This window comes from Flexivirga sp. B27 (assembly GCF_052905685.1).
In genome coordinates this window covers 582,412-603,424 of the sequence record NZ_JBPYUM010000001.1, presented here as the reverse complement: position 1 = coordinate 603,424, position 21,013 = coordinate 582,412, and the positions used below count along the sequence as shown (strand labels likewise).

General features: G+C 68.9%; 23 protein-coding genes. 15 read left to right on the top strand and 8 right to left on the bottom strand.

Going from position 1 to position 21,013, the window contains the following annotated elements; genetic code table 11:
- The first annotated feature begins 30 nt into the window (after nucleotides 1–30).
- Genes ACSZL9_RS02905 through ACSZL9_RS02875 form a run of 7 tightly spaced genes read left to right on the top strand, consistent with a single transcriptional unit; the run spans nucleotide 31 to nucleotide 4,876 of the window.
- Entirely contained in the window at nucleotides 31–249 is a 219-nt protein-coding gene (locus tag ACSZL9_RS02905; protein WP_446663962.1) for a hypothetical protein, read from the top strand.
- A complete protein-coding gene (locus ACSZL9_RS02900; RefSeq protein WP_446663961.1) occupies nucleotides 246–1,109 on the top strand; it encodes a hypothetical protein in 864 nt (287 codons plus the stop codon). The genes ACSZL9_RS02905 and ACSZL9_RS02900 overlap by 4 nt, the downstream gene beginning before the upstream one ends.
- A gap of 20 nt (nucleotides 1,110–1,129) precedes the next feature.
- The gene (locus ACSZL9_RS02895) at nucleotides 1,130–1,573 is read left to right on the top strand and encodes an SRPBCC family protein (RefSeq protein WP_446663960.1); all 444 of its coding nucleotides are present in this window, start codon (nucleotides 1,130–1,132) and stop codon (nucleotides 1,571–1,573) included.
- A 34-nt stretch (nucleotides 1,574–1,607) separates the two neighbouring features.
- On the top strand, nucleotides 1,608–2,591 hold the full coding sequence (locus tag ACSZL9_RS02890) for a hypothetical protein (protein WP_446663959.1): 984 nt from the start codon (nucleotides 1,608–1,610) through the stop codon (nucleotides 2,589–2,591).
- Nucleotide 2,592: 1 nt separating this feature from the next.
- Nucleotides 2,593–3,159: a hypothetical protein gene (locus ACSZL9_RS02885; RefSeq protein ID WP_446663958.1), complete on the top strand. Its 567-nt coding sequence runs from the start codon at nucleotides 2,593–2,595 to the stop codon at nucleotides 3,157–3,159.
- Entirely contained in the window at nucleotides 3,156–4,163 is a 1,008-nt protein-coding gene (locus ACSZL9_RS02880) for an ROK family glucokinase (RefSeq protein WP_446663957.1), read from the top strand. The genes ACSZL9_RS02885 and ACSZL9_RS02880 overlap by 4 nt, the downstream gene beginning before the upstream one ends.
- A gap of 8 nt (nucleotides 4,164–4,171) precedes the next feature.
- A complete protein-coding gene (locus tag ACSZL9_RS02875) occupies nucleotides 4,172–4,876 on the top strand; it encodes an endonuclease/exonuclease/phosphatase family protein (protein ID WP_446663956.1) in 705 nt (234 codons plus the stop codon).
- A gap of 25 nt (nucleotides 4,877–4,901) precedes the next feature.
- Here ACSZL9_RS02875 and ACSZL9_RS02870 read toward each other — a convergent pair whose 3' ends face one another.
- Together ACSZL9_RS02870 and ACSZL9_RS02865 are read right to left on the bottom strand one after the other, a co-directional pair.
- Nucleotides 4,902–5,468: a hypothetical protein gene (locus ACSZL9_RS02870; RefSeq protein ID WP_446663955.1), complete on the bottom strand. Its 567-nt coding sequence runs from the start codon at nucleotides 5,466–5,468 to the stop codon at nucleotides 4,902–4,904.
- 39 nt (nucleotides 5,469–5,507) lie between these two features.
- Complete coding sequence (locus ACSZL9_RS02865; protein WP_446663954.1) at nucleotides 5,508–6,269, bottom strand: alpha/beta hydrolase; 762 nt, start codon at nucleotides 6,267–6,269, stop codon at nucleotides 5,508–5,510.
- Nucleotides 6,270–6,432: 163 nt separating this feature from the next.
- Here ACSZL9_RS02865 and ACSZL9_RS02860 point away from each other — a divergent pair, with 163 nt between their 5' ends.
- The gene (locus ACSZL9_RS02860) at nucleotides 6,433–7,311 is read left to right on the top strand and encodes a lysophospholipid acyltransferase family protein (RefSeq protein WP_446663953.1); all 879 of its coding nucleotides are present in this window, start codon (nucleotides 6,433–6,435) and stop codon (nucleotides 7,309–7,311) included.
- A 47-nt stretch (nucleotides 7,312–7,358) separates the two neighbouring features.
- Complete coding sequence (locus tag ACSZL9_RS02855; RefSeq protein WP_446663952.1) at nucleotides 7,359–8,732, top strand: class II 3-deoxy-7-phosphoheptulonate synthase; 1,374 nt, start codon at nucleotides 7,359–7,361, stop codon at nucleotides 8,730–8,732.
- Nucleotides 8,733–8,816: 84 nt separating this feature from the next.
- Here the strand turns inward: ACSZL9_RS02855 and ACSZL9_RS02850 are convergent, their stop codons facing one another.
- The 3 genes from ACSZL9_RS02850 to ACSZL9_RS02840 all read right to left on the bottom strand — a co-directional run bounded on the left by ACSZL9_RS02850 (nucleotide 8,817) and on the right by ACSZL9_RS02840 (nucleotide 14,028).
- On the bottom strand, nucleotides 8,817–11,174 hold the full coding sequence (locus ACSZL9_RS02850) for an FUSC family protein (protein ID WP_446663951.1): 2,358 nt from the start codon (nucleotides 11,172–11,174) through the stop codon (nucleotides 8,817–8,819).
- An 83-nt stretch (nucleotides 11,175–11,257) separates the two neighbouring features.
- Complete coding sequence (gene pknB / locus ACSZL9_RS02845) at nucleotides 11,258–13,123, bottom strand: Stk1 family PASTA domain-containing Ser/Thr kinase (RefSeq protein WP_446663950.1); 1,866 nt, start codon at nucleotides 13,121–13,123, stop codon at nucleotides 11,258–11,260.
- Between the two features lie 68 nt (nucleotides 13,124–13,191).
- Nucleotides 13,192–14,028: a lytic transglycosylase gene (locus ACSZL9_RS02840; RefSeq protein ID WP_446663949.1), complete on the bottom strand. Its 837-nt coding sequence runs from the start codon at nucleotides 14,026–14,028 to the stop codon at nucleotides 13,192–13,194.
- A 286-nt stretch (nucleotides 14,029–14,314) separates the two neighbouring features.
- Here ACSZL9_RS02840 and ACSZL9_RS02835 point away from each other — a divergent pair, with 286 nt between their 5' ends.
- Genes ACSZL9_RS02835 through ACSZL9_RS02825 form a run of 3 tightly spaced genes read left to right on the top strand, consistent with a single transcriptional unit; the run spans nucleotide 14,315 to nucleotide 15,349 of the window.
- The gene (locus ACSZL9_RS02835; RefSeq protein ID WP_446663948.1) at nucleotides 14,315–14,683 is read left to right on the top strand and encodes an Rv2175c family DNA-binding protein; all 369 of its coding nucleotides are present in this window, start codon (nucleotides 14,315–14,317) and stop codon (nucleotides 14,681–14,683) included.
- Nucleotides 14,684–14,687: 4 nt separating this feature from the next.
- Entirely contained in the window at nucleotides 14,688–15,008 is a 321-nt protein-coding gene (locus ACSZL9_RS02830; protein ID WP_446663947.1) for a lycopene cyclase domain-containing protein, read from the top strand.
- Nucleotides 15,005–15,349 (top strand): lycopene cyclase domain-containing protein, encoded by a 345-nt coding sequence (locus ACSZL9_RS02825; protein WP_446663946.1) that lies wholly within the window; start codon nucleotides 15,005–15,007, stop codon nucleotides 15,347–15,349. The genes ACSZL9_RS02830 and ACSZL9_RS02825 overlap by 4 nt, the downstream gene beginning before the upstream one ends.
- Here ACSZL9_RS02825 and ACSZL9_RS02820 read toward each other — a convergent pair.
- The 3 genes from ACSZL9_RS02820 to ACSZL9_RS02810 form a co-directional block, all read right to left on the bottom strand.
- Nucleotides 15,238–16,179, bottom strand: a complete 942-nt coding sequence (locus tag ACSZL9_RS02820) for a phytoene/squalene synthase family protein (protein ID WP_446663945.1) — start codon at nucleotides 16,177–16,179, stop codon at nucleotides 15,238–15,240. The genes ACSZL9_RS02825 and ACSZL9_RS02820 overlap by 112 nt on opposite strands.
- Nucleotides 16,172–17,614: a phytoene desaturase family protein gene (locus ACSZL9_RS02815; RefSeq protein ID WP_446663944.1), complete on the bottom strand. Its 1,443-nt coding sequence runs from the start codon at nucleotides 17,612–17,614 to the stop codon at nucleotides 16,172–16,174. The genes ACSZL9_RS02820 and ACSZL9_RS02815 overlap by 8 nt, the downstream gene beginning before the upstream one ends.
- Nucleotides 17,615–17,703: 89 nt before the next feature.
- Nucleotides 17,704–18,783: a polyprenyl synthetase family protein gene (locus tag ACSZL9_RS02810; RefSeq protein ID WP_446663943.1), complete on the bottom strand. Its 1,080-nt coding sequence runs from the start codon at nucleotides 18,781–18,783 to the stop codon at nucleotides 17,704–17,706.
- Nucleotides 18,784–18,851: 68 nt separating this feature from the next.
- Here ACSZL9_RS02810 and ACSZL9_RS02805 point away from each other — a divergent pair, with 68 nt between their 5' ends.
- The 3 genes from ACSZL9_RS02805 to ACSZL9_RS02795 all read left to right on the top strand — a co-directional run bounded on the left by ACSZL9_RS02805 (nucleotide 18,852) and on the right by ACSZL9_RS02795 (nucleotide 20,999).
- The gene (locus ACSZL9_RS02805) at nucleotides 18,852–19,757 is read left to right on the top strand and encodes a methylenetetrahydrofolate reductase (RefSeq protein WP_446663942.1); all 906 of its coding nucleotides are present in this window, start codon (nucleotides 18,852–18,854) and stop codon (nucleotides 19,755–19,757) included.
- Between the two features lie 151 nt (nucleotides 19,758–19,908).
- The gene (locus ACSZL9_RS02800; RefSeq protein ID WP_446663941.1) at nucleotides 19,909–20,352 is read left to right on the top strand and encodes an SAV_6107 family HEPN domain-containing protein; all 444 of its coding nucleotides are present in this window, start codon (nucleotides 19,909–19,911) and stop codon (nucleotides 20,350–20,352) included.
- A gap of 251 nt (nucleotides 20,353–20,603) precedes the next feature.
- Nucleotides 20,604–20,999, top strand: a complete 396-nt coding sequence (locus ACSZL9_RS02795; RefSeq protein WP_446663940.1) for a DUF3040 domain-containing protein — start codon at nucleotides 20,604–20,606, stop codon at nucleotides 20,997–20,999.
- Nucleotides 21,000–21,013: the final 14 nt, after the last annotated feature.

Here is a 21,013-nt window from a genome sequence, read left to right as displayed (position 1 = left end):
GTCGACCACAGAGGACGAAGAGGTGAAGACATGCGGATCGACTGCGAGACGTGCCCGGTGCGCGACCGACACTGCGCCGAGTGCATGGTGACTGCGCTGCTGCAGCTCGCGCCGCTCGAGCAGCGGCTGGACGCCGATGAACGACGTGCGGTCGACGGCCTCGCGTCGGTCGGCCTGATCACCGCGCAGGAAGCAGCATCGGCGAGCGCGCGGATCGAGCCCTGGAAGCCATTACGGTCGACCGGGTGAAGGAGTCCACCTGGCCGGCGCGCAGGGGCCGCGTCGTGTGCGTCCTGTGCTGGGTGCTGCTGGTCGTGCCGTTGGCCGGCTGCTCCTCCGTGAGCCAGTCGGGCAGTCGGTCAGCAAGCCAGTCGGTAAGCCAATCGGGGAGCACAGCAGCGAGTGCTGTCACCACCGTGCGTGGCGCGGACGTGGTGGTGTCCGGAGACGTGCCGCAGTCCCGGTTGCGCGAGGTTTCGCGTGATGCCCGTGACGCGGTCGCCGACGTCCGACAGGTGTGGGGTGACTCGGTGCTGGTCGGCCGGGTGCAGGTCGAGGTGGCCTCCGACGCCGCCGACTTCCGCCGCCGCGGCGGCAACACCGAAGCCGGCGGGCAGGTGGCCGCGACCACCACTGCGGACGATCACGTTGTGCTCGCGCCGGCGCTGTTCAGCCGAGTGACGCAGCAGGGGAGGGTGGTCGTGCTGACGCACGAGCTGACGCACGTCGCACTGCACCAGGCTGATCGTTCCGACATCAGCCGATGGATCGTCGAGGGTGCGGCGGAGCTGACCGCCTATCGCCCGACGCGGCTGGGCCTGGCCAGCGCGGCACCGCAGCTCGCCCGCGCCGTTCGTGCCGGACGCGTGCCGACCGGGCCACCGAGCGACGCACGCTTCCGGTCCGCGCCCGAGGCGGCATACCAGGAGGCGTACGGGTGGTGCGCATTCCTCGTCCACCGCTTCGGCCTGAGCACGTTCACGCATTTCGTGCGGGAGGTGGACGGCGGCCGATCCGGTGCATTCCGAGCAGTGTTCGGCGTGACCAGTGACTCGCTGCAGGGCGAGTTCGCCGCTTTTCTGAGACAACAGATCGACAACGGGGAGTGACCGGCGGGTAGGCTCCCCGCATGGCTGAGAGCACCAAGTCCACTGTGACGATCAAGGCGCCGCCTGCACAGGTTCTCGACGTGATCGCCGACTTCGACTGCTATCCCGAGTGGACCGGGCAGATCAAGCACGCGAAGGTCCTGACCGAGGACGACCAGGGCTGGCCGCTCGAGGTCGAGTTGACGCTGGACGCCGGCGTCATCAAGGACACCTACGTGCTCTCCTACACCTGGGACGTCGGGGAGGATGGGACTGGAGTCGTCACCTGGGAGTTGGTCCGGTCCAGCATCCTGAAATCGCTCGACGGCGTCTATCGGCTGTCCGGTGACGACGACGGGACGGACGTGGTCTACGAGCTCACCGTCGATCTGAGCATCCCCGTGATCGGCATGATCCGCCGCAAGGCCGAGAAGACGATCATCGAGACCGCCTTGAAGGGCTTGAAGAAGCGCGTCGAAGGCTGATGAGAGTCAGTCCTGCAACCTCGGGACGCGGCTGATGGCCCCTCGCGTCCTAGTGGTCGCCGGGCCGGGGGGAGCGGGCTCGTCGACGATGGCGGCGGGCATCGCCGACCACCTTGCCGCCGCCGGGCGGCCGGTCACCGTCCTGGACAACGACCCCTACACCGGTGCCCGCTCCCGGTGTGCCGAGGCAATACCGGCCGCCGGACCTGCCGCTGCGCTGGCGGCTTCGAAGACCGTTGACCTGCAGAGCCTGTTGTCGGTGCTCGGCGACTCGGCGGAGGTGGTGGAGCCGCTTCGGCATACCGACACCGCCGCAGCTTTGCGCTTGTTGTGGTCGATCCCGGTCGAGGCTTCCGACGAGCACATCGTCGTGGTCGACGCCGGTAGCAATGGACCGGATCTTGCCCGGCTGGCCCGCATGCTGCCCGCCAGCCTCCTGCAACTGTCTCGGGTGAGCAGCAAGTGGTTGCGCACTGCGCGGCCGTTTGCCGCGGCCGTCGGCGGGAAGCTGCCCGGGCCCGCGCTGCTCGGGCAGGTGCAGGCCAGCGCGGAACGAGCACGCGCGATCCGGAACGCCGTGTGCGGTGGCTCCGGTGGCGTGTTGCTGGTCGGCGGTGACCCGGGCAAGACGGCCCGGATCGGCGTCGGTGTCGCCCTGAGCGGTGTGCTGGTGCGCGGCGTGGTCGGGCTGGAGAACGGACCGGAGGATCTGTTGCCGGGCGTGCCACGTGTCGCGTCGCCAGTGGACTGGCTGGCGTCCGACTGGGACACGCAGCCGCCGGTGCAGATCGTCGCGGATATGACTGACGAGGGATATCAGATGCGAATGCCGTTGCCACTCAGTGATTTTCGTGAGTTGAAACTGCGCTGGTCCGGGCACAGTCTGACGCTTGCGGCGACCGGGCACCAGTCGGTGCTCGATCTGCCGTCCGTGCTGCAACGGTGCCGCCCGTCCAGTGCCAGTCTGCGGGACGGCATGCTTGACGTTGCATTTCGCCCTACCCGAGCAGGAGCCTGACGTGACACCCGACGGAAGCTCAGACGGACCCACTGACGGTGCCGCTGACCAACCCACCGGCAACGACGAGTCGCAGACCGGAGCGGCCTCGGTCGCCGAGGAGGCGATGCGGTTGGCCGAAGCCTTCTCGGTGTGGGCGCAGAACAGCAAGCTGGCGGCGGACGCGGCAGCGACGCCGGACGAGGCCACCGGCGCAGGGCGTGAGGAGCAGCCTGACACCGGCGCGGCGGAGCCGAAGGATGCGGACGCGAGGCACCCGGAGCCGAGGGACACCGTGCAGCACTGTGACTGTGCGCACGGCCCCGCTGTCGAAGCCGTATGCCGCATGTGCCCCGTATGCCGACTTGCCGGGCTGGTGCAAGCCGTGCAACCGGACCTGCTAGATCGTGTTGCGGACCTGCTGGGTGTGGTGGCCGGAGGCCTGCGCACCGCGGCACAGGACCGCCGCACCGCCGATGATCCCGGTGCAGGCACGCCCGGCGCGGACGACATGGAAGTCCCGGTCACGGACGGTGCCGAGGACGGCGGCAAGGGCAGCGACGAGGACAACAACGGGGATCGCCGATGAGCGCGCCCGAGCAGGTCGCGATCGGGATCGACATCGGCGGAACGAAGGTCGCCGGCGGTGTGGTCGATCAGAGCGGACAGGTCCTGCACCACGTGCGCCGGGACACCCCGCACCGCACCACCGAGCCGAAGGTCGTCGAGGACCTGATCGTCGAGGTCGTCGAGGAGTTGCAGGGCCGAGCGCGCAGCGAGGTGATCGCGGTCGGCATCGGGGCCGCGGGCTTCGTCGCCGCAGACCGCGCGACCGTCGTCTTCGCGCCGCACCTGTCCTGGCGGCACGAGCCGTTGCGCGAGGCGCTGGTCCAGCGCCTGGCCACCCCGGTCTTCGTCGACAACGACGCCAACGCGGCGTGCTGGGCCGAATACCGCTTCGGCAACGTCCAGGGCGAGTCACACGTGGTGATGGTCAACCTGGGCACCGGCATCGGCGGGGCGATCATCGTCAACGGCCGCATCCAGCGCGGGCGGTTCGGCATCGCGGGCGAGTTCGGGCACATGCAGGTCATGCCGGGCGGGCACCGCTGCGAGTGCGGCAACCGGGGCTGCTGGGAGCAGTACGCGAGCGGGAACGCCCTGGTGCGGGAGGCACGTTCGCTGGTGTTGGCCGGCTCACCGCTGGCGCACGACCTGGCGGCCAGCATCGGTGGTGACCCCCGACAGCTCACCGGGCCGATGATCACCGAGGCAGCACGCGCGGGTGACCCGACGGCCGAAGAGTTGCTGGCCGAGATCGGCACCTGGCTGGGCACCGGCCTGGCCAACCTCGCCAACGCCTTCGACCCGGGTGCCTTCGTCATCGGTGGCGGGGTGAGCGCTGCGGGGAACATGCTGCTGGACCCGGCACGTGACTCCTTCCGCCGGCACCTCGCGGGCCGTGGCTATCGTCCCGAGGCGCGGGTCGTGCAGGCCGGACTCGGCAACGAGTCGGGTTTCGTGGGTGCCGCGGATCTGGCGCGCACCGCTGTTCTCGAGGCCGCCGCAGCGGACACCGGGCAGCCGCGGTGAGCGCGGGTATGCCGCGCCCGGCTCGCCGCGACCACGTGATCCGGGTTGCGTCATACAACATCCGCGCGTTGAAGGACGATCGCGCGGCGTTGGTCGAGATCATCCGGGCGATCGCGCCGGACGTGCTGTTGCTGCAGGAGGTGCCCAGACATCCGGTGTCCGGTCACCGGATCGCCGGGCTGGCCGACGAGGTCGGGCTGACGTGGTTCGGGGGCAAGCGTTTCCGGATGAGCACCACGCTGATGACCAGCCTGCGGCTCGACGTCCTCGAGGCGCACCACGGCAAGTTGCCGGTGCGCAGCTATGACGAGCCGCGCGGCTACGGCATGGCCACGGTGCGGTTGCCGGGGCATCGCCCGCTGGTGGCGGCCAGCCTCCACCTGTCGTTGCGCGGCACCGACCGGCTGCCGGAGGTCGAGGCGTTGCTCGCGGCGGCCGGCACTCCGACACCGCCGATGGTCACCGGGGGCGACCTCAACGAGGAGCCGAAGGGCAAGACCTGGCGCCGCCTGGCGAGTGCCCTGCCGGAGGTCTCGGCGGACCGGCCGACCTACTCCGCGAGTCGACCGCACAAACGCATCGACGGGATCTTCGCTTCAGCCGAATTGCCAGGAAGCACACCGGAATTGGCGCTTCCGGCAGAACGGCTGGCGGCCGCCACGGATCATCTCCCGGTGGTGGTCGATCTCGACGTCAGCGCACTGGCCGACTGATCGATCTGTGACCGATCGACCGTTGCTAGAGAACGGCCCCGTCGTCGTCATCGTCTAGGTCGTCGCGGTTCTTCGGGGACCGCATGAACAACTGGATGACGCCGGCGACGAAGAGCGTGCAGGCCAGCACCCACCACAGTGACTGGGCGTAGCGGTCGAAGAAGTAGAGGTAGAGCAACCACGCCGGCCCGCCGAGCAGGCAGCCGACCATCGTCCAGAAGCCGAGGTCCTCGCCGCTCGGCAGCGGCTGCGGCGGCGCGGGCACGAAGGTGTCGTCCTCGTCGTCGAGCAGTGACGACGGGCCGTCGGTCGGCATCCGCCACTGGTCGGGTATGTCGGCCAGCGGCGAACGCGCCGGGGTCTCTTCAGCGGGCTCGATGGGCTCGTCGGGTTCTTCGAGGCCGGCGAGGTCGTTGGGGTCCAGCGGGCCCGGCTCCTGCCGGCTCCGGTCCGCCGGGCCGTTCTTCGACGGCTCGGTCGGTGCCGGGGTGTCGGAGATGGTGAACGACGGGTCGATATTCCAGATGATGTCGGCAAACCGGCGATCGATGTCGGTCTGCTCCTCCGGCTCCTCGCGCCTGTCGGGACTCATGATCTTGGACTCATGATCTTTTGACTCATCATCGTGGTCTCACGATGCTGACGACGGCTCGGTCACCCGCTGGATGAACTGCACAGTCTCATCCTCGATCAGTGCGGCATCGTTGTCGAGCGTTGCGACGTGATAGCTGTCGGTCAGCAGGATCTCGGTCTTGTCGGTGCTGGACACACGCGCGAGCAGCATCGCGGAACACTCCGGCGGGACGATGTGATCGTCCGGGGAGTGCATCAGCAACACCGGCTGGGTGACCTGGGGCAGGTCGCGGGTCACCTGCGCCCACATCCCGCGCTGGGACTGCAGCGCCCGCAACGGAGTGCGTTCGTAGGCGAGCTCGGTGGCGCCGTCCTTCTTGATGTCGTTGGCGATGGAGGGGATCGACGGCACGACATGCTGTAGCAGCGGCAGGGCCTTCAACCGCAGGTCGCGCATCGTGTATGCCGGGTTGATCAACACCAGGCCGTCGATGCCACGAGGATGTGTCTGCGCGGCGAGGGTGGCCAGCGTGCCGCCCATCGACAGCCCGACCGCGATGACCCGGTCGCACCGCTCCTCGAGCTCGCGGTAGGCGCCGTCGACCGCCGACCACCAGTCGGTCCATCGGGTGCGGTTGAGGTCCTTCCAGTGCGTGCCGTGGCCGGGCAGCCGGGGGAGCCGTACGGTGTAACCCTCGTCGGCGCAGCGGCGCGCGATCGGCAGCATGCTCTGTGGCGTGCCGGTGAAGCCGTGGCAGACCAGCACGCCGGTCGAGGAGCCGTCGTGTGCAAAAGGTTCTGCTCCCGGCAGCACGTCCATCGTCGTACCTCCACTGCGGTTTCGATGCAATATTCGTTCACGGTCCGTGCCCATCCTTTCACCTGACGTGTGGTGGACCGCGGCTGCCGTATCCTGCACCAGATCGGTGAAGTTGGTTCGGCTCGGCACTGCAGCCATCACGTCGCGGTGCGAAGGAGACACGGTGTTCTATTGGTTGCTCAAGTGGGTGCTGCTCGGCCCACTGCTCAGAGGCATCTTCCGACCGACGGTCGAGGGTGCCCAGAACGTCCCGGATCGCGGACCGGTGATCCTGGCCAGCAACCACTTGTCGATCGCGGACTGGCTCTTCATGCCGCTGGTCATCCCACGCCGAGTGACGTTCGTCGCCAAGGCCGAGTACTTCAACACCCCCGGCATCAAGGGACGCCTGCAGAAGGCGTTCTTCTCCGGGGCCGGCCAGGTGCCGATCGATCGCTCCAGCGGGAGCGCGGCGGCGGGCGCGCTGCAGACCGGCCTGCGGATCCTGTCCGAGGGCGAGATCTTCGGCATCTACCCGGAAGGCACCCGCTCACCCGACGGGCGCCTCTACAAGGGCAAGACCGGCATCGCCCGCATCGCCCTCGAGTCCGGCGCACCAGTGATCCCGGTGGGGGTGAGCGGCACCGACGAGATCGCGCCGCAGGGGAAGCTCTTCGGCAAGGTCGTTCAGCCGCACGTCCGCTTCGGTGAGCCGATCGACTTCTCCCGTTACGAGGGCATGCAGGACGACCGGTTCGTGCTGCGGTCCATCACCGACGAGGTGATGTACGAAATCATGCTGCTCACCGGGCAGGAGTACGTCGACGTCTACGCCGCCTCCCTGAAGAAGGGCGGGTTGACCCAGAAGGCCAAGGAGATCGGCGGTGGCGCGGCGGCGCTCGCCACGCAGGCCAAGGGTCGACTGCAGCCGCGCAAGGACTCTGATGCCGCGGACGCCGATGCCGTGGGCTCTGAGGACGCCGTCGACGCCGAGGATGCTGTGGACGCCGAGGGAGCCGTGGACCCCGGGGGAGTCGACGAGCCCGAGGAGAAGTCCCAGTAGGCAATACCGGGCGCGGCATACTCATGCGGCGCCCGTAGTCTTGGCCCGTGAGCACGACGACCCCTGAGACCCGTTCCACACCCCGGCTGCTGACCGAGCACATCGAGTGGCCGACGCTGCCTGCTCTGCAGCAGCCCCGGTGGCCGGACGGTGACGAGGTCTATCGGGTCCGCGCCGAACTCGCGGCGGCGCCGCCGCTGGTGTTCGCCGGTGAGTGCGACGTCCTGCGGTCGCGACTGGCCGCTGCGGCCACGGGCGATGCGTTCGTCCTGCAGGGCGGGGACTGCGCGGAGCGATTCTCCGAGTCCACCGCCGACAACATCCGCGACCGGATCAAGACGATCCTGCAGATGGCCGCGGTGCTGACCTACGGCGCGAGCACGCCCGTGGTCAAGATCGGTCGGCTGGCCGGGCAATACGCCAAGCCACGCAGCAACGACACCGAGACCCGCGGCGACGTGACCCTGCCGGCGTTCCGCGGCGACATCATCAACGACTTCGAGTTCGACGCGGCGTCGCGGACGCCGGACCCGCAGCGACTGCTGCGCGCCTACCACACGGCAGCGTCCACGCTGAACCTCGTACGCGCTTTCACCACAGGCGGATTCGCCGATCTGCGGCAGGTTCACGAGTGGAACCGCGGCTTCATCTCCAACGCGGCCTACTCGCGTTACGAGTCGATCGCCCGCGAGATCGACCGGGCGATGAAGTTCATGCTGGCGTGCGGTGTCGACTTCGAGTCGACCCCGCTGTCCGGTGTGGAGTTCTTCGCCAGCCACGAAGCGTTGCTGCTGGACTACGAGCAGCCGCTGACCCGCATCGACTCCCGCACCGGCAACCCCTATGCCGTGTCCGGCCACTTCGTGTGGGTGGGGGAGCGCACCCGTCAGCTGGACCACGCGCACGTCGACTTCGCGGCACGCATCCACAACCCGATCGGGGTCAAGGTCGGCCCGACCGCGGACCCCGACGAGATCGTGCAGTTGATCGAGCGGCTGGATCCCGAGCGTGAGCCGGGCCGGTTGACGTTCATCACCCGGATGGGTGCGGGCAACGTGCGCGACAAGCTGCCGGCGATCGTGCGACGGGTCACCGAGACCGGCGCGAAGGTCGTGTGGATCTGTGACCCGATGCACGGCAACACGTTCGAGTCGTCCACCGGTTACAAGACCCGCGAATTCGACGACATCATCGACGAGGTCCGTGGCTTCTTCGAGGTGCACCGCGACCTCGGCACAGTGCCCGGCGGTCTGCACGTGGAGTTGACCGGCAACGACGTCACCGAATGCCTCGGCGGCAGCGAGAAGATCATCGACGCCGACCTCGAGAAGCGTTATGAGACCGCCTGCGACCCTCGGCTGAACCACCAGCAGAGCCTGGAGCTGGCCTTCCTCGTCGCGGAGATGCTCTCCCGCCGCTGACTCCGTCTCAGAGGTGGTTGAGCTTGTCGAAACCACCTGAGAGGTGGTTGAGCTTGTCGAAACCTCAGAGGTGTGGTTGAGCCCTCAAAGGTGGTTGAGCTTGTCGAAACCACGCTTGGCCTCGACAGGTTCGGCCAGCTGGGGGGAGACCTCAGTCGCCAGCAGGGCCGCGTCGGCGTCCAGCGCGCGCACCTGCAGGTCGGCCGCGGCAGCGAACGCCGCCATGGACTCGTCGAGCAGGCGGGCGTCGCGCAGCAACAGCTGCTCCGGCGTGATGAGCTCGGCATCCGGCCGGCCGGTCCCGATGACATCGAAGAGCGACGCCGACCTCGTGTAGACGTGATCGCTCGCGCGATGGTCGTCTGACAACGCAGTCGCGATCTGTTCGACCGACCCGGTGAGCCGGTCCCGTGCCGCGTCGAGGCGCTCGGCGTCGGGCCGTAACCCCTCACCCGGGCCCGCGACGACCTGTGTGCTCTCGCGCAGCATCATCCGCGCTCGGTGGACCGAGGCGTCTGCTGCGGACCGGAGCCCGCGGTGTACTTCGCTGCCGGGGCCGGGCAGCCCCCGCAGCGGGCGGAGCGCCGCGACGAGGCTCTGGTGGGCGCCGTCGAGTGTCCTTGCAGCGCTGCGCAATTGGGCATCTGCGCACTCGCCCGTGACGCGGCGCAGGGCTCCGTCGGCAAGTGCCTGGACCGCCTCGGCGTGAGCGCGAGCGGCTACCCGGACGACTTGCCACGAACGCAGCGGGAAGACGACCAGCACGGTCACGATCGCAACTGCGGCACCGATGGCCGTCTCCTCCAGACGGAGCCGGAGCAGGAAGTCGGAGTATTCGCCGAGCTGGACATACATCTGCGACACCATGACGGTGATCCCGATCACCATGAAGGCGTAGCTGACGCGCAGCAGGTAGATGCCCAGGCCGATCGAGATCAGCACCGTCAGGATGGCCAGGTCGGTGCGGTGCCCGATCACGTGGGCGAGCAAGGAGCCGACGAAGACGCCGACGAGTGTGCCGAGCACCCGCAGGAGCCCCTTGCGGACCTGCTCGAGGGCGTTGTTGGCGCCCATGAAGGTCACGAACGCCGCGATGACGGCCCAGTAGAACCGGCGCTCCGACAGCATGCTGCCCAGCACGATGGCGCCGCTGACGGCCACCGCGATCTGTAGCGCGACCCGCACGTTGTTCGGCAGTCGCACCCGGTCGATGCGGCGCGGACCTCGCTCCGTCGATGCGCTCGCGCTGACCTTGGACGAGCCCGGCAGCCAGCCGCCGACGAGTTCGACGGAGGAGGTGAACTCCAGATCGTCGTCGGTGCTGTGCGACCCGAACGGGTCGGCAGCCAGGCGGGACCAGTCCCGGACGCTGGTGGCGAAGCGGTGGAGTATGACGCGCCGGTGCCGCGCGGTGTCGTCGGTCGACCGCTGATCGTTCGCCTCGGTGAGCCGATCGAGCAGGCTCGTCGCCGCGGCGCCTGCGGCGTCACTGTCGTGCCGGCCGACGGCCGTGAGCGCCATACGGACCAGATCGGCGTCCTGCCGGCTCATGGTCAGGTGGGCCAGGGTCGCGCTGAACCGCGCCATGTTGCTCAGGGCCTGCTCGGCATCGAAGACGACCTGGTGCAGCTGCCGGGCGGTCACCCCGTCCGGCACCGCACCCGGTGCTGCGAGCGCGGCGTCGATCATCAGCGCGGACTCGTTGAGTTGCACCGTGCGTCGACCGAGCCGGCGTCGTGCGCCGCGGTCGTGCGGCTCGTCCAGCACCTCCAGTGCGGAGTCGACGAGAGCGCGGGCACGACTGGCGAAGCTGCGCCGAATCCGGTGCAGCGTGCGCCGGCGGCTGGGGTGGAAGAGCACCAGTTGCGCGGTCGCGGCCACTGCCGCGCCGACGAAGACCTCCGGTGCGAGCCACCTGAGGGTGGAGAAGTCGACCCTGCTGCCGAGGAAGAAGCCCATGAAGTCGCCCATGAAGAGCATTTGGCCGCCGAAGAAGCCCCACGGCCCGAACCGCCGCATGTATGCCCCGCCCGCCAGGATGAGCGTCAGGATGGTGAGGGCGAGCGCCCGGTGCTTGCCGGTGGCCAGCCCGAGGGCGAGCCCGGCGATCATCGGCACCGGCATGAGCAGGATCGTCAGATAGAGCCGCCCCACCGTGGGGAGCATCGGGCCAGCGAAGGTCGCCATCAGGCACACCATCGAGCCGACGATCATGCTCATCACAAGCATCGCGTGATTGCCCGCGGAGACCTTCGCAGCAAGGTCGGCGGGTAGTCCGGCGACCGGTTGCTGCAGTGCGCCGGTCAGGTGCACGAAGAGCCGCTCGGCCAGCAGCGCGGCGGAAATGCTGACGACGACCTGGAGGGCCATCCGAAGTCGGTTGAAGCCGGGATCTGCAGCGATGAACCGGTCGATCCACTCGGGGGAACGACGGTCAATCACTTAGGCAGGCTATCGGACGGATCCTCCGTTTCCGAATCGGCGACGGTGTGCCGCGGGCCGGTCGGAAGCTGTGTCGCAGGGTGTCAGACGACGTCGATGGTGATGGTGCCGCCCTTCGGCGCCTGGTGCTGCGCCTTCACCGACTGGCCCTGCACCTGGAAGAGGACCGGCACCAGCAGCGGGTAACTCACCTTGACCTGGAAGCCGAGGGCCTCCAGCTTCTGCTTGGCCGCGCGGGAGTTCATCCCGATGACCTTGGGCACCGTCACCATGACCGGACCCTTGGACACGACCAGCTGGATCGTGTCGCCCTTGTGGCCGGTGCCGTCGGCGGGGCTCTGGCTGATGATGCTGCCCTTGGCGACGGTGTCGCTGTGCTGCTGCGGACCGAAGGTCACCTTGAAGCCTGCGTCGGTCAGGGTCTGCTTGGCCTCGTCGCGCGACTGGCCGGTCACGTCGTCGATGGTGATCGGCTGCTTGCCCTTGCTGACGACCACGTCGACCTTCGACCCGGGCTTCTGTGAGCTGCCGGCGTCGGGAGCGACCCGGACGACCTTGCCCTTGGGGGTCTTTTCGTCATACGCCTGGGAGACGGTGCCGACCTTCAGGTGCGCTTTCTTGATCGTCGCGCGTGCGGCGGCCGAGGACCGTCCGACGACGGACGGCACGGTGTAGCGCTCCGGGCCCTTGGACACGGTGAGCATGACGGTGGATTTCTTCCGGGCGTCGTTGCCCTGGCCCGGGTCGGTCGAGACCACGACACCGCGTGCGACCTTCTCGGAGAAGACCTTGGTCACCTGGGCGTGCAGGCCCGCCTGTTGTATGGCGTCGACCGCCCGACCCTGCGGCTTGCCCGCGACCGTCGGGACCTGCACCTGGCCGTAGGGGCCGGCGGTGAACGCCCAAGCGCCCAGACCGCCCGCGACGAGCAGCACGCACGCCAGGATCGCCGCGACCCAGGGCCAGCGCCGACCCGTCCTGCGCGCCCTTCGTGGCGGTCCGCCTGCGTCGATGTGTTGCGTGGACTCGGCCTCCATCGGGCCGGTGTCGTGATCGTCTGCGGGGACGGTGGCGCGCGGCCGTGGCGTCTGGTCGAGGTCGAGTGCGTCCAGCCGGTCGCGGGTCAGATGCAACTCGTGCAGCATCACACCGGCGTTGGCCGGGCGATCCTGCGGGCTCGTCGCCGCGGCCCGGAGCACCAGGTCGTCGACAGCGGCAGGGACGGTCGAGACGGTGTCGGACGGGACGGGGGTCGCTCCGTGCACGTGCTGGTAGGCGACGTTGATGGGGGAGTCACCGGGAAAGGCCTTCTCACCGGTGAGCATCTCGAAGAGCAGCAGTCCGGTGGCGTAGACGTCGGTGCGCTCGTCCGCCTGGCCGAACTCCACCTGCTCGGGGGACAGGTAGGCCGCCGTCCCGAGCAGCACGTCGCTGTCGCCGGTCACGGTGTCGGTGGTGACGGCCCGGGCGAGGCCGAAGTCGGCGACCTTCACGCCGTGCGCGCCGACCAGGACGTTCTCCGGCTTGACGTCGCGATGCACCAGGCCGGCCTGGTGTGCTGCGTCGAGCGCGCGCAGGATGCCCTCGGTCATGTCCAGGGCGGTGCGCACCGGCAGCGGCGCGTCGCGCCGGATCAGCTGGCGCAGGGTCTGGCCACGGACGAGCTCCATCGCCAGGAAGACGTAGTCGTCGTCAGCCCCCTGGTCGGTCACCGCGACGACGTTGGGGTGTGCCAAACGAGCCGCGGACCGGGCCTCACGCCGGAAGCGCGCCACGAAGTCCGAGTCGCGGGCCAGGTCCGGCCGCATGATCTTCAGCGCGACTTCACGATCGAGGCGTTCGTCGAGCGCGATGTAGACCGAACCCATGCCGCCGTCGGCGAGATGCTCACGAACGACATATCGCTTGTCGATCGTGCGACCGACAAGCGAGGGTGCGGATATGGACACGCTCAAAGTCTACGAACCTCGTCCTCGTGCGCCCGGCCAGGCGACCGGGCGCGCCTTGATTCATTGCATTAGAGACGTTCCATCAGGGCCCGGACGTTCCGTATGTACTGCTTGGTCTCGTCATACGCCCCGTGCTGCTGCATGGCGCCCAGGCCCTGGTAGTAGCCGCCGATCGCCTGATTGAGGCTCGTGGCGTTGCTGGTCAGGTAGCGCAGGATCACGACGCCGGCGGTGATGTTGTCGTGCGTGTCCAGCAGATCCAGGTCGTGACCGACCATCGCCGATGCCCATTCGCCGGACTGCGGCATCACCTGCATCACGCCGACGGCGCTCGCCGAGGAGACGACCCGCTGGTTCCAGCCGGACTCCTGCCAGCTGATCCCCAGTGCGAGGTGCGGGTTGACGCCGTAACGTCGTGCGGTCTTCTCGATGATCGCCTTGGTCTGCGTGCGACTGGGGACGGCGCGCTTGGCCAGTGCAGACCGGGTCGCGTCGCCCCGGGATGCCGTCTTGTGTGCAGGGGACTTCTTCGAGGTGGCCTTCTTAGCCGGCTTCTTGGCGGCCGCCTTCGTCGGCGCGGTCGTCCGGTGCGGGATCTGCAACGTCGAGCCGCTGAGGACACGGTTGGGGGTGCTGATCCGGTTGTGCTTGATCAGCGCCGCCAGCGAGACGTGATGACGAGCCGCGATGGTGGTCAGGTTGTCACCGGACCGCACGCGGTAGGGCTTGGAGGTGCGGGTCGCCTTCTTGGCGACGGAGGTCGTGTGCCGTGGGCTCAGCCGGGGTGCCGTGGACTTCTTCGGCGCAGCATGCTGTGCGCCCTTCTGATGCTGCGCGTTGGCCGCGGCCTGTGCGTGGATCACGTGCGCGGCCGCAGGGGGTGCGCCGGTCGTCAACGGTGCCATGAGGTCTCCTTCGCCGTGGCGGACGGGAATGTCCGGGTGTGGCAGGTGTGACAGATGTGACTCGCCCGTCAAACTAGCCGGTTGACCATGGCAGGTTGCTCAACCATGGCGCCCCAGGCGTGTCGAGTTACCCCACGAAGTTCTCCTCCGCTCCGGCACCCCACGAAGTTCCTCCTCCGCTCCGCTCCTCCGGATACTTCGCGGGGACCCCGCCGCTCCTCCGATACTTCGCGGGGACCCCGGACCGTGTTGGGCGCTTCTCTCGGGATTACTAAACTCTGCTGCCGTGACTGATGCGAGCGAGCTGGAGACTCTGGTCGGCGACTGGCTGTCGATCCCCGAACTCGGCGACGCGCTGGGGCTGACGCAGCGCCAGGCCCGTCGGCTGGTGGACGACAAGGTCGTGCTGGCGCACCGCGTGGGGGTCAACAACGCGATCGCCGTCCCCGCCGCCTTCGTCGAGGAGGACCACCTGCTCACCGGCATCGAGGGCACCATCACCGTGCTGCTGGACGCCCGCCTGTCGGAGCAGGAAGCCCTGGAGTGGCTCTTCACCCCGGACCCCACGCTGCCGGTCGAGGGTTCGCCGATCACGATGCTGCAGGCCCACCGCAAGGCAGAGGTCCGCAAGCGCGCCGCCGAGCTGGCGTTCTGAGCCGATGAGGCACCTGGCGTATGCCGCGGTGCTGGTCGCATGTTTCGCGGTGACAGCACCGCTGGTGCCGGCGTTCCGCCTGTCGCGGATGCGCCGCGTCCGGCTGCTCCTTGCCGCAATCGGTTGTGCCGCAGCACCGTTCGTGGTGTGGGACCTGTGGGCGGCACACGTCGGGCACTGGCACTTCGACGGCGGCCAGGTGCTCGGTCTGCGGCTGCTGGGGCTGCCGATCGAGGAGTGGGCCTTCTTCGTCGTCATACCCTTCGCCGCCATCGCCAGTTATGAGGCTGTCGGTGCGTTGTTGCACCGCGAACGAGACCGATGAGCTACACACTGCTCGCGGCAGTCGCCGTGCCCGTTGCGCTGCTGGTCGACCTGGTCGTGGCTCGGACCCGGGTGGTGCTCACCGCGCAGTGGTGGATCGCCTACGCGATCACCCTGGCCGGCCAACTCGCCGTCAACGGCTGGCTGACCGGTCGACGCATCGTCACGTATGACGATTCGGCCATCCTCGGCTCGAATCATGAGCAATTCATGGGGGATTGGCGGATCTACTACGCGCCGGTGGAGGACCTCGGCTTCGGGTTCGCGCTGGTGTTGCTCACGATCGTGGCGTGGCGTCGCTGGAACGCCGCAGCGGATCGCCGGCGAGCGACCGGGCGATGACGGCGGCGCGCCGGGCGGTCGGGACGATCGTGCGCGCGACAGACCTCGAGGCCGCTCCGCTCTATCTCCGACAGGATCTCGGCGTACAACCCGAACGCGACCTGCAGACACGGGCGCACCACCGGGTCCACTTCGCCGATGCCCGGCCGGGCCGCGGCATACAGGTCACGCGCGCGAGCGATCTCGAAGGCCACCAGCCGGCGAAGGGAGGGGCTGCTGGTGCCCGTCGCGACGCAACGACCGAGCTCATCCTCGGAGCACCCGGAGTCGCGGAAGTCGTTCAGCGGCAGGTAGATCCGGCCGCGTTGCCAGTCCTCCGCGATGTCACGGACGAAGTTGGTCAGCTGGAATGCCTCGCCCAGCGTTGCCGCGTGGGGGAGTCCGGCATCGCTCGCGCCGAGCACCGGGGCGGTCATCTCGCCGATCACGGCCGCGCTGCCACGCATGTATCGGCGCAGGTCGCCCCAGGTCCGATAGCGGGTCGTGGTGAGGTCGCGGCGCATCGAGTCGAAGAACTCCTCGAACAGCCGGGTCGGTATGCCGTGCGTGAGCACCGTATGACGCAGCGCGCGCAGCACCGGGTCCGCTGGTGTCGTGCTGCTCGCGAGCGCGCTCAGGACCTGAAACTCCCACTGGGACAACACGACCGCCGGATCGGTGTCGACCGTGGGGTTGTCGACGATGTCGTCGCTGCGACGGGCCACGGCATACAACGCCCAGATGTGGCGGCGTCGGCCGGGCGGCAACAGGCTGGTCGCACGATAGAAGGAGGTGCCGTGCGCTGCGTTGATCTCCCGACAGGCGGCGTATGCCGCCGCCAGCTCATCCATCGGCGAGCACGCGTTCGGCGGCCAGCCGGCCGCTGATCAACACCATCGGGACCCCGACACCCGGAGTCGTGCCGGACCCGGCCAGGGCCAGCCGCGGTGCCAGCAGGTTCGGTTGGCGGAACGGCCCGCTCTGACCGAAGGTGTGCGCGATGGAGAACGGTGTGCCCCAAGGCATTCCACGCTCCTGCCAATCCTGCGGCGTGAGCAGGTGCTCACCCACGAGATCGTCGACCGGGTAGCCGGCGGCGGTCAGCCGACGCAGCATGTGGTCGCGGTATGCGCCCCGCAGCGACGGCCAATCCAGCGCGGCGCCCGCGCCGTGCAGTGCCGGGGCGGGGAAGAGCGCGTAGAGCACATCACCACCTGGCGGTGCCATCGACGGGTCCGTCCGGCTCGGGACGGAGACCAGGAAGCTCGGGTCGCGCATCGGTCGGCCGTCGGTGAGATCGTCGAGGGCGCCGCGCAGGTCGGCGCCGAAGTGCAGATGGTGGTGCCCGTCCCCGGGCAGCCCGCCGGGCACCCCGGCAGCCAGCAGCACGCAGCTCGGTGACGGCTCGCCAGCCGTCCCGATCGGTGCCGGGTCGGCCAATAGCGATGCAGCACAGTCGGGTTCGCAGGTCAGCACGACGGCGTCCGCCGGGTAGGAATCGACATCGGTGGCCACCTGGTAGCCGGTCGACGTGCTGCGGACGGTGTGCACCTGCTGGTCGAGGTGCAGCTCGATCCCGTGCGCGGTGGCGACGTCGACGAGTGCCTGGACGATCGCATACATTCCGCCGACCGGGTAGGTGACACCGTGCACGAGGTCCATGGCACTGATGACGGCGAACATTCCGCGAGCCCGGTGTGGTGGCACCCCGACATACAACGCCTGGAAGCTGAACGCCTGCCGCAGGCGCTCGTCCTGGAAGAACGAGGCGATCAGCCGGTCCATGCGACCCAACCCGCGCAGGGTGGCCAGGCGCAGCAGGGCCGGTCGCAGCAGCGAGTGGACACCGTCGAGGTTGCGATCGATGAAGTGCGGGAACTCCACGTCATAGAGGCGTTGGACGTGCCGCACGAAGCGGTCATAGCCCGCAGCGTCGCGCTCGCCGGCGAAGTGGGCGACCGCATCGTGCATCACGCGAGGGTCGGTGTGCATCGGCAGGGCGCTGCCGTCCGGAAAGTGTGCGACGTAGGCCGGGTCCAGGTCGCGCAGCTGCACGTGGTCGTCCATTGACTCCCCGACGGCGGCGAAAACTGCTGCCAGTTGGTCGGTTTCGGTCAGGACAGTGGGTCCGAGGTCGAGGCGATAGCCGTCACTCGTCACGTCCGGGCAGCGACCGCCGGCGGTCGGCTGCTGCTCGATGACGGTGACCTCGACACCTGCGCCCCGCAGGTGCAGCGCGGCGGACAGCCCGGCGAGTCCGGCACCGACCACGACCGCGTTGCTCACCCCACGAAGTTTCTCCCCCGCTCCGCTCCTCCGAATACTTCGCGGGGACCCCGCCTGCGCTCCGCCGGAGGCTCCGCGAGGCATTGGGGTCACGACGAGCGGGCCGTGGAGATGTCGATCAGATCGAGCAGTGCGGCCCGGCCGTCGTCGGTCAGCCGCGCTGCGTCGAGTGCGGTGCGCGCGGCGTCGGCCTGGCCGGCGATGAGCTTCTCGGTCTGGTCGACGGCGCCGGTGCGGACACACTGCTGCCGCAGCCAGGCGATGTCCTCGGCGGAGATGTGCGGATCGCCGAAGACCGACCGGAACCGCTGCAGGTCGTCCGGAGCCATGTCCTGCAGGGCATAGGCGATGAGAACGGTGCGCTTGCCCTCGCGCAGGTCGTCACCGGCGGGCTTGCCGGTCTCGTCCGGGTCACCGAAGACACCCAGCAGGTCGTCGCGCAGCTGGAACGCCTCGCCGAGCGCCAGGCCGTATGCCGACAGTGCGGCCAGTGTCGCCTCGTCCGCGCCCGCGCAGGTCGCGCCGATCAGCACGGGTTGCTCGATGGTGTATTTCGCGCTCTTGAAGCGGATGACCTTGCGTGCCCGCTCGATCCGATCGGGGGTCGGCACGCCCTCCCAGGTCTGTGCGGCTTCCACGACGTCGAGGTATTGGCCGCCCATCAGCTGGGTGCGCATGGTGTTGAGGACGGGCCGGCCGCGTGCCAACTCGTCGGCGGGCAGCCCGCTGGTCGAATAGATCTCGTCGGTCCAGTTCAGGCAGAGGTCGCCGGCCAGGATCGCTCCGGACTCGCCGAACCGATCACGGTCGCCGGTCAACCCGCGCTCGCGGTGGGTCTCGGCCAGTCGACGGTGTGCCGACGGCATACCGCGACGCACGTCGGAGTCGTCCATCACGTCGTCGTGCAACAGGGCAGCAGCCTGGAAGACCTCGAGCGACGAGGCGGCGCGGACAAGCTCGTCGCTGTCGCGGCCGCCCGCGGCGCGGTAGCCCCAGTAGAAGAATCCCGCGCGCAGTCGCTTGCCGCCGCCGAGCAGGGCGAAGACGGCGTCGAGCAGGTCAGCCATGTCCGGCCCCAGCGGTGCCAGGACATCGGCCTGGGTCCGGCGCTCCTCGTCGAGCGCGTGCTGGACGCGAGCTCTCAGGTCGTCAAGGTCGGCGGTGGGCAAGAGATTTGTCCTTCCGAATGGTGATTCAGTCGAGCGTAGTCGCCGTACTGATCCGTAGGCTGAGCGGCATGACCCTGCGCCCCACGAAGTCGAGGCACCCGATCCCCGAGCTGCTCGCACGGGACACTCCCAGCTTCAGTTTCGAGTTCATGCCGCCCCGCAGCGAGCGGGCCGAAGAGGTCCTCTGGAACTCCGTGCGGCGGCTGGAGCAGCTGCACCCGACCTTCGTGTCCGTGACGTATGGCGCCGGCGGCTCGACGCGCGACCGGACCGTCCGGATCACCGGGCGCATCGAGCAGGAGACGACGCTGCGCACGATGGCGCACCTGACCTGTGTGGGCTCCTCGGTGGCGGAGCTGCGGCGTGTCGTGGGGGAGTACGCCTCGGTGGGCATTGCAAACATCCTGGCGCTGCGCGGTGACCCGCCCGGGGGTCCCTCGGCGCAGTGGACCGCGCACCCGGAGGGCCTCGACCACGCCGACAAGCTGGTGTCTCTCGTGCGCTCACTGGGCGATTTCACCGTGGGGGTGGCGGCCTTCCCCGACATACATCCCGAGTCGAAGTCACTGGACGACGAGGCCGATGCACTGGTCCGCAAGGCGGACGCCGGGGCGGGCTTCGCGATCACCCAGATGGTCACCGACGTCGACGCCTACCTGAGGTTGCGCGACCTGGTGGATGCCCGCGGGTGCGGGATGCCGATCATTCCCGGGTTGCTGCCGGTCACGGCCGTCGGGCAGTTGCAGCGGTTGACCGAGCTCAACGGGCAGCCACTGGCCGCAGACGTGGTTGCGCGGATCGAGGCGGCCGGTGACGACGTCGCGGCCGTGCGCCGCGAGGGCATCGCGATCTGCACCGAGCACTCCGAGCGACTGCTGCGCGAGGGTGCACCGGGGCTGCACTTCATGACGATGAACAAATCGACCGCCACGCTCGAGGTCTTCGCCAATCTGCGGCAGAGCAGCCTGGTCTGAACGGCCGACCTGAGCCGGCCGAGCCTGTCGAGGCCCCCGACCTGAGCCGGCCGAGCGTGTCGAGGCCCCGGACGCGAAGGGGCTGTCGGTGGCCGCGGTTAGCCTTCTCGCATCGAACAAAAGTTCGATGAACTCGTTCCGAGGAGGCCGCATGCACTCATCTGTTCGCCCACCGTCCCCGGCTCCCGTCGCGGGCACCGTGCTCGACCTGGTCGATCGCACCCGGGTCGGGCTGTTGCAGGCCTGCCACGCCGGCACCGCGGACGAGCGCTACCACCTTGCCCACCTCGCCGCGTTGCGCGCCGCGGCGGCCGTGCTCGCCGCGGACGCGCGCCGCACTCCGGGGTCGGGTCCTCGCAACGTGTGGGCGGTCCTGCCGACGGTCGCCCCCGAATTCGCCGAGTGGGCGGAGTTCTTCGCAGGGACGGCACGCCGCAGGAGTCGGATCGATCGCGGTGTCGTGGTCGTCTCGACGCGCGAGGCGGACGATCTGGTCCGCCAGGTGGAGACGTTCCTGGAGTTGGTGCTGGGGCACCTCGGCCTGCCGATGGGTGACTCGTTCACCGCCTGTGTCGCTCCGACCGGGCCCGCGTGACCGTGTCGGGGCGACGTGACAGTTGTGTAATTGTTGGGGACTGGGCCACCGGGAGCCCGCTCTGTTGTCTAGGCTGGCGCGCAGACAACGGATTTGCGTGAGCTGATCTGTCCGTCGGGATGGTTGGGCCGCTGGCCAACTACCGCTAGGTAGCGCGGCGAACTATCCTGGAGGTGAGATCAGTCGGGGATCGCAAAGCCGGCGGGCTCGGTCGCCGCGTGGCGGCGACCGGAGGACATTGGGAGGTCAACGTGCCCCTTTCAGAGCACGAGCAGCGCCTACTTGAGCAGATGGAGCAGGCGCTCAAGGTAGAGGACCCCAAGTTTGCGTCGCACATGGTCGCTCATCCGAGCCGGAGCCGCCTTCGCCGTCGCGTCTTCATCGGCGTGTGCGGTGTCGTCGTGGGGCTCGGCCTGGTCATCGTCGGGATGACGATCGCCCAGATCTGGCTCGGCGTCGTCGGGTTCGCGGTGATGGTCGCGGGCGGCGCCTACGCCTTCAAGCCGGGACATTCGCGTGAGTTCGGCACCGTGCAGGAGGACGGCTCGGTCAACACCGCGCGCTCCAAGCGCCCGACCCGCAACAACGGCAGCTTCATGCAGCGACTCGAGGAGCGCTGGGACCGACGCCGCGGCGAAGGCTGGTAGATCCCTTCCGACGA